The organism is Enterococcus hirae ATCC 9790, assembly GCF_000271405.2.
Classification (GTDB): Bacteria; Bacillota; Bacilli; order Lactobacillales; family Enterococcaceae; genus Enterococcus_B; species Enterococcus_B hirae.
Map to the genome: position 1 here is coordinate 1,127,501 of NC_018081.1, position 15,407 is coordinate 1,142,907.

A 15,407-nucleotide genomic window follows, 5' to 3' on the forward strand; every position below is an offset into this window, starting at 1 on the left:
TAGTTTAGTGGTAAAACCACAGCCTTCCAAGCTGTTGTCGCGAGTTCGATTCTCGTCACCCGCTTTTAGTTTTTTTATGGGCCTATAGCTCAGCTGGTTAGAGCGCACGCCTGATAAGCGTGAGGTCGATGGTTCGAGTCCATTTAGGCCCATTAGTACAAAACTTTATTGGTTTTGGGGAAGTACTCAAGTGGCTGAAGAGGCGCCCCTGCTAAGGGTGTAGGTCGGGAAACCGGCGCGAGGGTTCAAATCCCTCCTTCTCCGTTTCAATATTTTACCTGGCCCGTTGGTCAAGCGGTTAAGACACCGCCCTTTCACGGCGGTAACACGGGTTCGAATCCCGTACGGGTCATGATTATAGTTTTATATTGGAGGATTACCCAAGTCCGGCTGAAGGGAACGGTCTTGAAAACCGTCAGGCGGGTAAAACCGTGCAAGGGTTCGAATCCCTTATCCTCCTTACTTTGTGAGTTACTATAAAGTAGTTGATTCGCAAATTATATTATCGCGGGATGGAGCAGTCTGGTAGCTCGTCGGGCTCATAACCCGAAGGTCGTAGGTTCAAATCCTGCTCCCGCAATTGACTTTGATTTTTCAAAGTCACCAAATAAGAAACTAAATATGGTCTGGTAGTTCAGCTGGTTAGAATGCCTGCCTGTCACGCAGGAGGTCGCGGGTTCGAGTCCCGTCCAGACCGTTTGGCTCGGTAGCTCAGTTGGTAGAGCAATGGATTGAAGCTCCATGTGTCGGCAGTTCGATTCTGTCCCGCGCCATAATGCGGGTGTAGTTTAGTGGTAAAACCACAGCCTTCCAAGCTGTTGTCGCGAGTTCGATTCTCGTCACCCGCTTTTAGTTTTTTTATGGGCCTATAGCTCAGCTGGTTAGAGCGCACGCCTGATAAGCGTGAGGTCGATGGTTCGAGTCCATTTAGGCCCATTAGTTTCACCTGGCCCGTTGGTCAAGCGGTTAAGACACCGCCCTTTCACGGCGGTAACACGGGTTCGAATCCCGTACGGGTCATTAAAGATACTTTAGAAAGTATCTTTTTTTATTTGTAAGAATGATTTCAAAAGACTTAAGATAGTTATCGTAGGCGATGATTGTTTTAGGTCTTTTTATTTGATTCTATAGGTGATCAGAAATAGAATGAAAAAAATTTGATTCTGCTGCAAAGGATTTGTTGTACACTTATGCTCCTAAACTTTGAACCTTTTTTATTGCTATTCTTTAAACATGTAGCATAGTGAAGCGAAATGATTACCTGGGATAAAGGAAATAACTAGCATAATCAGTGAACTATTCAAATTTTTAAGTAATTACGTTAAAAAAACAAGCGTAAATTTCAAATATCTGCTATACTTGGTTCGTTGCAAGTTCCCGAGAGGATCCGTCATCGGCGGAGATGCCTTGTAACCGAATTTAACTAGGGGGAATCACTATGGGAGAAAGACATTTATTTACCTCAGAATCTGTTTCTGAAGGACATCCAGATAAAGTTGCTGATCAAATCAGTGATGCGATCTTGGATGCAATTTTAGCAAAGGATCCAAATGCACGTGTGGCTTGTGAAACATCTGTTACCACTGGTCTTGTATTGGTATTTGGAGAAATCTCAACCACTGCCTACGTGGATATTCAAAAAGTGGTACGTCAAACGATCAAAGAGATTGGCTACACACGAGCAAAATTTGGCTTTGATGGAGATACAGTAGCTGTATTAGCTGCAATTGATGAACAATCACCAGATATCGCTCAAGGTGTTGATGAAGCACTTGAGATTCGTGACGAAGCGAAGAGAGATGTATTGGATGAGATCGGTGCTGGAGACCAAGGATTGATGTTTGGTTTTGCAGTCGATGAAACACCTGAATTAATGCCTTTACCAATTGCATTAAGCCATCGTCTAGTTCGTCGTTTAGCTGATTTACGTAAATCCAATGAATTAACTTATCTACGTCCAGATGCAAAATCACAAGTAACAGTTGAATATGATGACAATGGTCAGCCAGAACGAGTGGATACCATCGTTATTTCAACACAACATGATGATGCAGTGGACAATGAAACAATTCGTCATGACGTCATTGAAAAAGTAATAAAAGAAGTTATTCCAGCTGAATTACTTGATGACAACACAAAATACTACATCAATCCTACTGGTCGCTTTGTTATTGGGGGACCTCAAGGAGATGCTGGGTTGACGGGAAGAAAAATCATCGTTGACACATATGGCGGCTATGCTCGCCATGGTGGTGGAGCATTTTCTGGGAAAGATGCTACTAAGGTTGACCGTTCAGCAAGTTATGCCGCTCGTTACATTGCGAAAAACATTGTAGCAGCTGGTTTGGCAAGAAAAGCTGAAGTTCAGTTAGCCTATGCGATCGGTGTTGCACAACCTGTATCTATTTCAATCAATACTTTTGGTACGTCAACTGTTCCAGAAGAAGACTTGATTGTCGCTGTGAGAGAAAACTTTGATCTACGACCTGCAGGTATTATTGAAATGCTTGATTTACGTCGTCCAATTTATCGTCAAACAGCAGCTTATGGTCATTTCGGTCGTACGGATATCGAATTGCCATGGGAAAAAACAGATAAAGTTGATGCAATTAAAGCAAGCTTAGCAAAATAGCTTTTTGATGGCTGGAATGGTTCTCTTTATGGGATCATTCCAGTTTTTTTTATCCAAACGACTGAAGAGAAATCCATGGTCGTTTTTGATTCGTGTTTTTGATAAATGATAAAGCCTATTTTTTTTGGCTAAAATTTATTTGGCAACAATAAAAAAAGGAGGAATAAGATGAAAAGAGAAACAAACGTCAAATTAGTAACGATCAGTGTGTTTATTGCAACTTTCATGACAGCAATTGAAGGAACGATCGTGACCACTGCGATGCCTACGATCGTCGGCTCTCTTCACGGTATGGAGATCATGAATTGGGTATTTTCGATTTATTTACTAACGAATGCGATGCTGACACCGATCTATGGCAAACTTGCAGATAAAGTGGGGAGAAAACCTATTTTTATCTTTGGAACGCTATTATTTATTATTGGTTCTTTATTTTGTGGACTTTCTCAAACCATGATGGGGTTGATTGCTGCTCGTGCTGTTCAAGGAATGGGCGCTGGAGCAATGATGCCAGTGGCGTTAACGATCATTGGCGATTTATATACGATTGAAAAAAGAGCAAAAGTTTTAGGTTTGAACAGTTCGGCTTGGGGAATTGCTAGTGTTTTTGGACCATTAGCTGGAGGTTTTATTGTAGAAACGATCAGTTGGCATTGGATCTTTTTTATTAATGTACCGATCGGGCTTTTATTGATGGTTTTGATCTGGCTTTATTTGAACGAACCACAGAGAGAACATGAGTCAAAACCGATGGATCTATTCGGGAGCTTTAGTTTGATGGCGATGTTGGTTGCTTTACTTCTTGGATTTCAATTGTTAGGGGATCAAGGATTTACTCCAGTAGTGATCGGGCTTTTGATCGGAAGTCTTCTTCTATTATTTTTATTTATTGCAGCAGAAAGAAGAGCCAAAGACCCTGTGATCATGTTGCATCTTTTTGCTAATCCACTATTTGTGGTCGTGAATCTAGCAGCAGCTTTAGCCAGTGGGTTCTTAATGGGCATCGATGTGTATATCCCGATGTGGATGCAAGGGGTATTGGGGCTAAATGCTGCAGTAGGGGGATTAGTCTTAGCACCGCTTTCTCTCGTTTGGATGGTCGGTTCTTTCTTAGCAAGTAAGTGGATGACTCAAATGGCAACGAATTGGGTATTGCGAATTGGTCTATTGATTGCCTCTCTAGGCGGTGCCTGGCTCTGGTTAATGCCATTTGAAAGTAATTTTTTATGGTTCTTTGCTATTTCAACGGTCATTGGTGTAGGACTAGGAATCACCATGACTACCTCAACTGTTAGTGCCCAAAATAGTGTGTCTCGAGATCAACTAGGGGTAGCTACCTCGTTCAATACATTGGTGCGGACGATTGGACAAACTGTGATGGTGGCAGTCTTTGGCTTATTGATCAATGGAGTAACACAACGGGAGCTGAATGCGACTAATTTGACGAATGATGCAGATATCATGAATAAGCTAGTCAACCCACAAACAGCTAAAAACATTGCGTCAGAGTTGATCACGCCTTTACGGAAGATTTTATATGAAGGATTGCATCAAGTCTATTTTGTGGGGCTATTACTAGTAGTGATCGCTTTTGCATTGACATTTGTCGTTCGTGAAAAAAGTGATAGAATAAGAGAGTATTAGTACAAGAAAGTAGTACTAAATGTTACTTTGTGAGGTCGTTTGACCAATTATTTCACAACGATAACCGGTGTTAGAATAGTTGTTTTATCAAAATTTGTCATTATTGGTCAGGTCAAAAACACTATTTTTCACACCTTAGAGAGGATGTTTCAACGTGGCATTTATTCAAGCAAATATTTATTCGAATGTTTTAGAGATGGAAGTAAACCTGAATGTAATCCTTCCACAAACAACAAATAAAGTGATCGGTACGAGTTCACAACAAGCGACAACAGATGTTCCTGTCTTATACCTTCTGCACGGAATGGGAGGAAATCATAGTGTCTGGGAGCGTCGGACGTCGATTGAAAGATATGTCGCAGACCATGGATTAGCGGTCATTATGCCTTCTACTGATCTAGGTTGGTATACCGACACGGCCTATGATATGAAATACTGGACGTTTATTTCAGAAGAGCTTCCCGAAATCTGTCATGAACTGTTTCCACAATTAACGACAAAAAGAGAAAAGACTTATGCTGCTGGATTATCAATGGGTGGCTATGGTGCTTTGAAACTTGGGCTGGCAAAACCAGAAAATTTTGCTGCAATCATTTCTTTATCAGGAGCCATTTCAGTAGGCAATCGGATGGATGATTTATTGATGATTCGAAAGGCAAAATTCTGGGAGGGCGTATTTGGACCGTTAGATCAGATCAAAGGTTCAGTTAATGATCCTCAGTATTTATTAGAAGAATTAGTAAAGAGTGACAAAACAGCACCTCGTATCTACTTGGCATGTGGGGAATCAGATTTTCTTTATCAAGCAAATCAAGAAATGACTGATTCATTGAAAGCAAATGGGATTGGCGTAACCTTCGAACATGGTCCTGGCGAACATAACTGGGTATTTTGGGACCAGTGGATTCAACGTGCTTTGGAATGGTTATTTGAAGAAAAATAGGTGAAGAATCCTTGATCTTTCTTAGCTTTTGAGACTATTTTTCAGGACGATCGCTAGGGCTAGGACATTGTCTTGGCCTTAGCTTTTTTATAGGACGAATCACAAGGTAATAATTTGAAAGAGGTGTTTTTTTGGAAGAGATAAAGCATTGTAAAGAATCGATAGTCATTCAAACACATCGGATTTTTCCGTTCGATCTTAATCCTTTTGGGTTTTTATTTGGTGGGAAATTGATGACGATGATTGATGATGCTGCGTCGATCTCTGTGACAAGACATTGTCGCAGAGGTGCAGTTACCGCTTCTTTAGACAGCTTGAATTTTTTGAAGCCATTGCATGAAAACCATTCTGTGTGTGTAGAATCTTATGTAAGTGGTACTCATCATAAATCGATGGAAGTATTCGTTAAAATTATTGGGGAAAATCTGACAACTGGGGAGCGTTACTTAGCCGCAACTTGTTTTACAACATTTGTCGCTGTTCCGTCTCATATGAATGAAGAAACGGAATTTACAGTACCTAAAGTCATACCTGACACGGCAGAAGAAAAACTAGTGTGCGCAGGATACGAAAAACGTCGCAAACAGCGCTTACAAGAACGAGAAGACTACCGAGCTTTTGCTGCTCAATTATCAACAGACCTTCCTTGGTTAAAAAATGAAGGAATAGATGATTAGACCGCTTTATCTAGGATAAGTGAAATGGCTAAACTAGTAGCTAAACTGGCTATTACTTGTGGAATAGGAAGTTTTATTCACGTAGTCAACTCAAACAGTAAACAAAAAAATCATGAAGGCAAGTTCGCGAACTTGCCTTCATGTCTTTTTTTGTTTACGATTCTTTTTGTACAGCCAACCCTTGAAGATAGATCGTCACGCTATCAAGAAAGAGTTGTTTTTCATTTTCTTGGTTCTGGTGAGCGGTGATACTAGCCTTTAGTCCAACTAGTGCATTTTCTTCGACATAACTTTTCATAGAAAGAATAGCATCTTTGAGTAAGTGATTACCGGTCATGATTTTGTGCCGAAGATTCTGTTCATGCTGTTGATCCATCAGTTGACCAATCAACAAGTTATGAAGAGCAAACACTGCTTGACGACTACGGTCAATCGAAAAGCCCGCTTGGATAAGAATCTGGATCATCATTTCTAAGTGTTCCAAACGACTCGCATAAGAAGGAACGGTATTGATTTCTAGCTCTGCACCACAAGGAAAGTGGGTGTAAAGGTCATAGTAGTTTTCCATGAATTGAACAAGACGTTCCTGCCAAGGTAAACGAGGCTCGGGAATGATTAGTTCATTTTCCATGAATTCAGCCATTTTTTGGAGCAAGTCTTGCTTATTTTTGAAATACCAGTAAAGCGCAGGGGCTTTTACTTGAACTTTTTGAGCAAGGTTTCGCATAGATAGTTTTGATAGTTCTTGCGTTTCTGCCAGAATCGCAAAAGCAGATTTGATAATCATTTCTTGGGAAAGCTTTGGTTCCAAATTTAATCAACCTCTTGTATTGCAATATTTTTTTAAACATGGTAAATTGTTAGTCGGCCTTATTTTACAGTGTTAAATAAGACCTGTCAATTTTAATAAAAAGGGGTGTAACAACCAATGGGCTTAATTTTAAGACATGCAAAAAAATACAAAGTTGCTGTATTTATTTCATTGTTTTCTGTAGCGATTATGGTAAGTGCCGCATTATGGCAACCGAAGCTTTTACAACAAGTATTAGAAGCTATTATTACAGAAGATAACGACAAGATGAAAACGATCGGTGTATACTTGATCAGTTTAGCTTTATTAGGACTGGCAGCTGGAGTTTCAAATACGATTTTTTCAGCGAAAGTGGCACAAGGGATTAGTGCTGATATTCGGGAAGAAGCATTTCGTAAAATCCAGACTTTTTCATTTGGAAATATCGAAAAATTCTCTGCTGGAAATCTGGTAGTTCGACTAACAAATGATATTACACAAATTCAAAACCTAGTCATGATTTCTTTACAATCGCTCTTTAGAATTCCATTTCTGTTTATCGGGGCTTTTGTTTTGGCAATGATGACGATGCCGCAATTATGGTGGATCATTGTCGCATTGATCGTAGCAGTTTTCTTGATTACAGCTTTATCATTTACCAGAATGGGTAAACATTTTATGATCATCCAAAAACTGATTGATAAAGTCAATAGTATTGCCAAAGAAAATCTTATGGGGATCCGTGTAGTCAAATCTTTTGTCCAAGAAGACAATCAATTGAAAGAGTTTAGTAAAGTCAGCGAAGATCTAACGAAACACAACATCATTGTGGGAACCTTGTTTTCTGTGATGATTCCATCCTTTATGTTGGCTGCTAATTTAGCAGTAGTTGGCGCAATCTTTTTTGTTAGTGATTTAGCAAAAGATGATCCAACCTTAATCGGTGGTTTGGCTTCTTTCATGAACTATTTGATGCAGATCATGATGGCAATCATTATTGGTGGAATGATGATGATGATGACATCAAGAGCTGCAGTTTCATTGAAACGGATCAAAGATATTTTAGACACAGAACCAGATTTAACATACCAAGATGTGCCAGAACAGGATTTAACTGGATCAGTCACTTTTGATCATGTTTCTTTCCGTTATCCTGGCGATGATGCAGACACATTGAAAGACATCAGTTTTTCGATCCAACCAGGGGAAATGGTGGGGATTGTTGGTGCAACAGGAGCTGGTAAATCGACACTCGCTCAGTTGATTCCACGATTGTTTGACCCAACAGAAGGAAAAGTGGAAGTAGGCGGCGTAGATTTAAGACAAGTCAATGAAAAAAGCTTACGTCACACTGTATCCTTTGTTTTACAAAAAGCGATCCTTTTCTCTGGAACGATTGCGCAAAACTTGCGTCAAGGGAAAAAAGATGCTTCTGAAAAAGATATGGAACATGCTTCTGCGATTGCTCAAGCACAAGAATTTATCGAAAAATTAGCGGATCGCTATGAGGCTCCTGTGGAAGAACGTAGTAGTAACTTTTCAGGTGGACAGAAACAGCGGTTGTCTATTACCCGAGGTGTCATTGGTGATCCTAAGATTTTGATCTTAGATGATAGTACCAGTGCATTAGATGCGCGTTCTGAAAAGTTGGTTCGTGAAGCATTAGCAAAAGAATTAAAAGGCACTACTACGATTGTGATCGCTCAAAAAATCGCTTCTGTTGTCAAAGCAGACCGGATTCTTGTGTTAGATGAAGGCAGATTAGTGGGTGAAGGAACACACGAAGAACTAGTAGCAACCAATCGGGTGTACCAAGAAATTTTCGAAACACAAAAAGGAACGGAGGAGTAGCCATGACTGATTTAATAAAAGCCAGTAAGTTTTTCTATCACTATTTAAAACGGTATAAGGTCTCCTTTTTCTTTATTTTTGTTACAGTTATCATTGCCACTTATCTTCAAGTGAAGGCACCACAATATATCGGAGAAGCCTTTCAAGAACTAGCCAACTATGTTGGGGCTTTGATGCAAGGAGTCGATGATAAGAGTCGCTTCGTTTCCATTATTTGGAAACTATTAATGTTTTATGTTTTAGCGAGTGCCGCAAACTTCATTTACAGTATCTTATTTACGCAAGTAGTGGGTAAATCGACGAATCGGATGCGTATTGGTTTATTCAATAAACTAGAAAAATTGACGATCCGCTTCTTTGATTCTCATCAAGATGGGGAAATTCTTAGTCGATTTACGAGTGATTTAGATAATATCCAAAATAGTTTGAACCAAGCTTTGCTCCAAGTAATCACCAATATCGTTTTACTTTTTGGGATATTGATTATGATGTTCCGCCAAAATGTTGAGTTAGCTTGGGCAACAATTGCTTCTACACCAGTGGCAGTTTTGATTGCTGTTTTGATTATCCAAAAGGCAAGAAAATACGTTGATTTACAACAAGACGAAGTTGGGAAATTGAACGGCTATATGGATGAAAAAATCAGTGGTCAACGTGTCATCATCACCAATGGATTACAGGAAGAGACAATTGATGGTTTCTTGGAACACAATGAGACTGTTCGTAAAGCAACGTTTAAAGGACAAGCTTATTCAGGATTGCTTTTCCCAATGATGCAAGGGATGTCTTTAGTGAATACCGCAATCGTCATTTTCTTTGGTGGATGGTTAGCACTGAATGGGGATCTGGAACGCTCGGCTGCTTTAGGATTGGTAGTCACATTCGTTCAGTATTCCCAACAATATTATCAACCATTGATGCAAATTTCATCTGGTTATAGCATGATCCAATTAGCGATCACAGGAGCACGTAGACTGAATGAGATGTTTGCTGAAAAAGATGAAGTGAAACCAGCGAATGGTCAATCCTTTGATGGGATCGATAAAGGCTTATCTTTGGAACACGTTGATTTTGGTTATAACCCTGATAAATTAGTGTTAAATGATGTATCCATTGATGTAAATAAAGGTGAAATGGTTGCGTTAGTTGGACCGACTGGCTCAGGTAAAACAACGATCATGAATCTATTGAATCGTTTTTATGATGTGAATAGTGGTGCAGTAACGATTGATGGGACAGACATCCGTGAGTATGATTTAGATGCTTTACGAAAACATGTAGGAATCGTTTTACAAGAATCCGTCCTATTCTCGGGTACTATTCGCGACAATATTGTCTTTGGGAAACCTGATGCGACAGATGAAGAAGTGATCAATGCCGCTAAGCAGGCGAATATTCATGACTTTATCATGAATCTAGAAAAAGGGTATGAAACAGAAGTATCTGAAGAAAACAACTTGTTCAGTACCGGTCAGAAACAATTGATCAGTATTGCCAGAACGATCATTACGAATCCTTCATTGTTGATTTTAGATGAAGCAACAAGTAACGTGGACACAGTAACAGAAGCTAAAATCCAAAAAGCCATGGACGAAGCAATCAAAGGACGTACCAGCTTTGTGATTGCCCACCGGTTAAAAACGATTTTAAATGCAGATCGTATTGTTGTTTTACGTGATGGAAAAGTAATCGAAGAAGGAAATCATCATCAGTTGTTGGCAGAAGATGGCTTCTATGCTGAACTTTATCATAATCAGTTTGTCTTTGAATAATCTGTTTTTGATGAACAAATAAGCTAACTAATAGACTACTTAGAAGAGGGAATGGCTCTTTTCTAAGTAGTCTTTTTTGCATATAGAGATCTCTTTGACTTTGGCTATTGTGAGATAAGAAACGTTATTTTTCAGACTTGTCTGAAAAAGTTGAAGTAAGCTGTTTCAAGAAACCTGTTATATTTCATGTTAAATAAGGCGCTCCTTAAAAACTATAAAAAGGCAGGTAATGGGTATGAAGGTAAAAATAAGGCAGGTGTGCTTACAATTGATGATGCTCTTGACGATTTTGGTTCCTTTGTCCAACCCGCTCTTTTTGATGGGGCCGCTAGTCCATGCTTCCTCAAATGGTCATTTCCAGGTAACTGGACAACCAACAGGTTTTCAATTAGGTGAGGCTTACGGGAACAATGATAACGGCGTCCAATTGATGATCGATCCTGAAAAAGACGGCACGTATACGAATGATTTGCCCGAAACAGGCGTTCCAAGCGATACGAATGTCCGCCTTCAAATCAATTGGTGGTTGGTCGATGACGATATTTATCCTAGTGGCGATCTAATGGCTAATGAACGCTATACGATCATTGAAAATATTCCTGACACATTATTGATTCCAGCAGGTGGTCTATCGGGTGAATTGATGGATGAAACTGGACGATTTTCTTTTGGTACGTTTTATGTAAATGAGGATCGTAGTATAGCAATCCAATTTAATACCCGTATTTATAATTTTAGTGAGATTCAGGGTTCGTTTTCTATTGATACGAGTTTTGATAATATTACCGAAGAATTGATCGTAGATTTGGGAGAATATGGTGTAGTTGAAGTGCCAATCATTGTTAAAGGAGAAGAGATCGTTGAAAAACAGGGAATTGGTTTTAATCGGGACACTGGAATTGTTGAATGGGAAGCGTTGATCAACGAAGAACATCGGGCGTTGACAAATGTGAAAATCACAGATTTCTTTGGTGATAACCAGGAATTTGTGTCAGTTAGTATCCAAAAGAAAGAAGTTGAAGATGAACAGTTCCATCCTTTGTTAGCAAGTGATTATAGTCAAGCGCAACAAGACAATCAAATAACTTGGACGATCAGAAATAATGAAGCACCTAAACGAACCGCTTATCGATTAATCATCCGTACCAGAGTCAAAGATCTGAGCCAACCAACTGTTCATAATCAACTCATTGTCGAAAGTGATGAATTAGGTCGGACAGAAACGAATGATGTCGAATTTGATATCGTAAAACAAGACTTTTCAAAACGAATAGCTAAAAATCCAAATGGATCAGACAAAATTGATTTTTATCGGGCGACAGATGAGCCTGGTCAACCAACAGGGAATCGCGAAGCGTATGACTATGTACTCGTGACTTGGCAAATCGACACGTATTATTACGTCGATGGTGAAAAAGACCCTATCGTTGATCGATTATCCGTCATTCCAGCAAATGCTGCGAGCCATACCTTTGAACAAAACTCACTGCAGATCACTGGAACGAATGCTGAAGGCTTTACAGTCGGTTTCAATGCAGAAAACACAGAGATGACGCTCACACCACCAGGGGATGCGAATGGCACCTACCGAATCACCTACCAAACGAGGATACAGACGACGGATGGACAGGTTTCAGCGGATACGATCCAGTTTTCCAACCATGCGATCCAAGGAAGTTTTGGTGAAGGTAGCGCTGGCGGAATCATTCCTAACCCAAGCATGCCAGGGATCGTAAAACGTGGAGTTGGGGGTGACCAGACTCAGCAGATCCAACATTGGGAGATTTTGTTCAATCAGGAAAATAAATTAGTTGAACAAGTAGAAATCCGTGATTCTTCCATCATCTTTGAAGAGGATCTCGTGCGATTGTTCGATCCTAATAACTATCACGGCTACTATGAGAACAATGTTCGTCCTTTTAAATGGATCTATTATGCTCGCTCATTACTAGAATCGACATTAGTCATCACAGATGACGTAGGCAACACATTAGAAAAGGATGTTGATTTTGAGTTGGTTTTGCATAATCTTTCTGAACCCGATGAACGATTGATGTTGCCGGATGGGAGTTATTTACATCAAGCGAATAGTGCTTATCAAACAGGGTTTACGATCCGCTTGATTGGAGATTATGAAACAACGGATCGAACCATTAAGATTCATTTTTCAACGAAAGAGCATCAGTTATCTAGTAGAGGTTATTTAAAAATCTGGGATGAAGACCCTTCTCAGTTCAATAGAAGTAATTACTATTCCAGCGATCCAGTAGTCCAAGGGACCTATCCTTGGTTAGGTGGAACGTATATCCATCCAGATATTACGTTCTTCAACTATGCCAAAGCAACTTGGCGACAAGGAGACGTTCAGTATTCTCAAGATTCAGTTGGTTATGGAACATTTGGCAATTGGCACTATAGCCTCATAAACGATGGACATAAAAAAGGGTTATTCCTACAGCCAGGGCAAAAGTATGAAGAAGCAATCGCTGAAGATGCAGAACAAGCTGATGCTGGAAATATCGGAACGTTTGAATATTGGACAGATGAAAGTTTTTCAAATGAGAGTCGACAACCGGTCTACACTGGAATCGTTGATCGCTACCAAACACTGTTTCGTCTAGAATTCAATCCTTCCAGTGGTCCATTACCAGCAGGAACCGTCATTGAAGATGATTTTTCGACCCTTGCTGGTTGGGAGTTTAAGCCAGACTCTGTTCACGTCTTCCAGGGGACCGCCAACCTAGCTGGTCCGATTGATCCTGATACGAACCAACACCGCTGGAAAATAGCGGCAGGAGATTATGCAGGGAATGAACGACTAGTGGAAGGTACGGATTATCGCCTAGAATATGATCCGCAAACACAATTGATGCGGATCGTTCTCTTAAAAGAGAGTCATCGACCAATCGTTATCTTCTTCATTGCCGATTATGTTGCCACTCAAGAACTAGCTGATAATCCATTACTAGCAGGTTCTTATAAAAATATAGCGACACTGACAAGTCCTGGTGGGCGCAAGACAGAAGTAGAAACGCAAGTCACGATACCGACAGAAAGTTTAGTGATCAAGACGGGTGAAGTAGCAGACGACGGCGAACATATCACCTACCGCGTGATCGTGAATCCAGGTGGCGCCAAATACCAGAATTTGTATCTCTTTGATCTCATGGATCATGAAGAAGAAACGACGCTTCTGCTAGATCCCGATACTGGAAAATATCGAATCAACGTTTTTGAAGGAAAATACAATCCCCAGACTCAGCAATTTGAAAAAATACGCCGTTTAATTGATGAACAAGATTTTCTACTGTTGGCACCACAACAACTCTTAGTCCCATATTTGCCAGAGTACATTGGCGTAGATGGGCGAGGTGCTTATCAAATCTTTGAATGGCAAGCAAATCCAGAAAATGATACAAGTGAAGCTCATTGGATCAGTCAGCAAACAGGAAGAGCTTTAAGTGAGCCAGGTGTGAAGGCAGAAACCGCCTTTGACCAGTTAGCTGCGGACGGTTTGATCAATTTATCGCAAAAAACTGCTCATTTCCAATTAGTTGTAGGTGATAATACTGGTCAGTCAGAAGTGACAGATAAAACATTGATCGTAGAATATACTGCCCAAACAACCGCTGATTCTGTCAATAATCGTGCAGGTGTTTTCTTGAATGGGAAACAAAAAGTGACGGAAGAATCCATTACGGACATCACGACGGGCGAAGGTTATGCTTCAGGAATCCACCGAATCGTGGAATTCTATAAAGCCGATCACGAAGGAAATGATCTTACAGGTTCAGAATTCCGTTTAGAGAAAAAATCTAAAGATTTTTTCCAAGAACAATTTCCTGAAAGAGTATTAGGGACATTTACGGTAGATAATCCTACTCAGATCGGTGGTGTTCATGAAGAAGAGGCTTATGGATTGACGAACGGAATCTATCGTCTGACAGAGATTACTCCACCAGCAGGTCCGTTTGCTGTACTACCAGAGCCCATTTATTTCAAGGTACAGGCATCAGGAACGACTAGTAGAGAAGAGGAAATTTTTTTCACCGATGAACAAGGGATTCCAGTGACACAAGAACGAGCAACGATCCAATTAGACAATGGTCAGTTCAAGTTGACTGTTGAAAACCGACCAAAGCCTTTCACGATCGAAAAAAATTGGGATTTTACCACGCCTAATGCGGCAGTACCAGAGGAGATCAAAGAAGATTATGAAATTACGGTCAATTTATTAAGGGAACAACGGCATGAACAAAGCGATGAGTGGCGCTTGGATGCTTCATTCACACCCATGACTTTCACTTTAAATCAGGAGAATGAGTTTAAAGTGTTGGTCGAAGAGTTAGCCGATTTAGGTGAGGATTATCGATATATCGTAAAAGAAACCAGCATCATCAATACCAAAACAGGAAAAAACCTGCAACCATATTTTGATTTAAGTAGTGGGGAAGAAGGCGATCAAGTTGATAATCTCAATAAGATCGTGAAAGATGCTAATCATAATTGGCAAATCACCCTGAAAAATAGCACGACACCTGAAAGTACCCCTGAACGTGTCTATGTGGGATTTGAGAAACAATTTGAATTCAGCGATTTAGATTACTCGAGCATTAACTACATTACCTTTGAGTTATTTAGAAGTGTCGAAGAAGGGGAAAAGCAGAAAATCCAAACGATTCTCTTAACGCCAGGAGATACAGGTGAAGGGTTGAAATGGATCAGTAACCGCTTGGAGAAATTTACTCCAGATGGTCAAGCTTATCATTATTACATTAGAGAAATAAGTATCACGGATCACGAAGGTAGTGACCTTTCTGAACGATTTAGGCTAGCTGATACAGATTACATTTTGTTACAACCACATGAAGCTGTCCAAAACTTGGACGAAATGGAAGTCGTACCAATCATGAATACGGAAACGTCTGGCTTATTGCCAATGACAGGTGGACCTGGACTTCGCTTCTTTCTAATTGCAGCCCTCACTACCATTGTTTTATTACTAGGTTGGTTGTTCTATCGCTTGAGAAGTAAGCGAAATAGCAAATAGTAATTAGGACGGTCTGATGGCATTTCAGCAAATGAGAAAGGAGTAGAG

General features: G+C 40.2%; 8 protein-coding genes, 11 tRNA genes and 1 riboswitch (1 of these 20 cut by a window edge). Of the genes, 18 read left to right on the top strand and 1 reads right to left on the bottom strand.

Features of this window, described 5'->3' with window-relative positions:
* The 15 genes from EHR_RS05450 to EHR_RS05520 all read left to right on the top strand — a co-directional run.
* Positions 1-64 (top strand) — tRNA-Gly (locus EHR_RS05450); it begins 7 nt to the left of the window's first position.
* 14 nt (positions 65-78) lie between these two features.
* Positions 79-152, top strand: a tRNA-Ile gene (locus EHR_RS05455).
* A gap of 24 nt (positions 153-176) precedes the next feature.
* Positions 177-264 (top strand) — tRNA-Ser (locus EHR_RS05460).
* A 16-nt stretch (positions 265-280) separates the two neighbouring features.
* A tRNA-Glu gene (locus EHR_RS05465) sits at positions 281-352 on the top strand.
* A gap of 18 nt (positions 353-370) precedes the next feature.
* Positions 371-460, top strand: a tRNA-Ser gene (locus EHR_RS05470).
* A 46-nt stretch (positions 461-506) separates the two neighbouring features.
* Positions 507-580, top strand: a tRNA-Met gene (locus tag EHR_RS05475).
* Positions 581-623: 43 nt separating this feature from the next.
* Positions 624-697 (top strand) — tRNA-Asp (locus tag EHR_RS05480).
* A gap of 3 nt (positions 698-700) precedes the next feature.
* A tRNA-Phe gene (locus tag EHR_RS05485) sits at positions 701-773 on the top strand.
* A gap of 4 nt (positions 774-777) precedes the next feature.
* Positions 778-848, top strand: a tRNA-Gly gene (locus EHR_RS05490).
* Positions 849-862: 14 nt separating this feature from the next.
* Positions 863-936: transfer RNA gene (locus EHR_RS05495), tRNA-Ile, on the top strand.
* Positions 937-948: 12 nt separating this feature from the next.
* Positions 949-1,020: transfer RNA gene (locus EHR_RS05500), tRNA-Glu, on the top strand.
* Between the two features lie 342 nt (positions 1,021-1,362).
* A riboswitch (SMK box riboswitch) is annotated at positions 1,363-1,441 on the top strand.
* Positions 1,439-2,632 carry a methionine adenosyltransferase gene (gene metK / locus EHR_RS05505; RefSeq protein ID WP_010736955.1) on the top strand — a complete coding sequence of 398 codons (1,194 nt, stop codon included), beginning with the start codon at positions 1,439-1,441 and terminating at the stop codon, positions 2,630-2,632. Its footprint overlaps the riboswitch before it by 3 nt.
* A 168-nt stretch (positions 2,633-2,800) precedes the next feature.
* Positions 2,801-4,276 (top strand): MDR family MFS transporter, encoded by a 1,476-nt coding sequence (locus tag EHR_RS05510; protein WP_010736956.1) that lies wholly within the window; start codon positions 2,801-2,803, stop codon positions 4,274-4,276.
* Positions 4,277-4,430: 154 nt separating this feature from the next.
* A complete protein-coding gene (locus tag EHR_RS05515; RefSeq protein WP_010736957.1) occupies positions 4,431-5,219 on the top strand; it encodes an alpha/beta hydrolase in 789 nt (262 codons plus the stop codon).
* Between the two features lie 131 nt (positions 5,220-5,350).
* Positions 5,351-5,896 carry an acyl-CoA thioesterase gene (locus EHR_RS05520; protein ID WP_010736958.1) on the top strand — a complete coding sequence of 182 codons (546 nt, stop codon included), beginning with the start codon at positions 5,351-5,353 and terminating at the stop codon, positions 5,894-5,896.
* A 154-nt stretch (positions 5,897-6,050) separates the two neighbouring features.
* On the opposite strand, the gene EHR_RS05525 is transcribed toward EHR_RS05520, so the two are convergent.
* A complete protein-coding gene (locus EHR_RS05525; RefSeq protein WP_010736960.1) occupies positions 6,051-6,707 on the bottom strand; it encodes a TetR family transcriptional regulator in 657 nt (218 codons plus the stop codon).
* A gap of 117 nt (positions 6,708-6,824) precedes the next feature.
* On the opposite strand from EHR_RS05525, the gene EHR_RS05530 reads away from it, so the two are divergent.
* The 3 genes from EHR_RS05530 (at position 6,825) to EHR_RS05540 (ending at position 15,359) form a co-directional block, all read left to right on the top strand.
* Positions 6,825-8,537: an ABC transporter ATP-binding protein gene (locus EHR_RS05530; RefSeq protein ID WP_010736961.1), complete on the top strand. Its 1,713-nt coding sequence runs from the start codon at positions 6,825-6,827 to the stop codon at positions 8,535-8,537.
* 2 nt (positions 8,538-8,539) lie between these two features.
* Positions 8,540-10,309: an ABC transporter ATP-binding protein gene (locus EHR_RS05535; protein WP_010736962.1), complete on the top strand. Its 1,770-nt coding sequence runs from the start codon at positions 8,540-8,542 to the stop codon at positions 10,307-10,309.
* A gap of 229 nt (positions 10,310-10,538) precedes the next feature.
* On the top strand, positions 10,539-15,359 hold the full coding sequence (locus tag EHR_RS05540; protein ID WP_010736963.1) for a prealbumin-like fold domain-containing protein: 4,821 nt from the start codon (positions 10,539-10,541) through the stop codon (positions 15,357-15,359).
* Positions 15,360-15,407 lie beyond the last annotated feature (48 nt).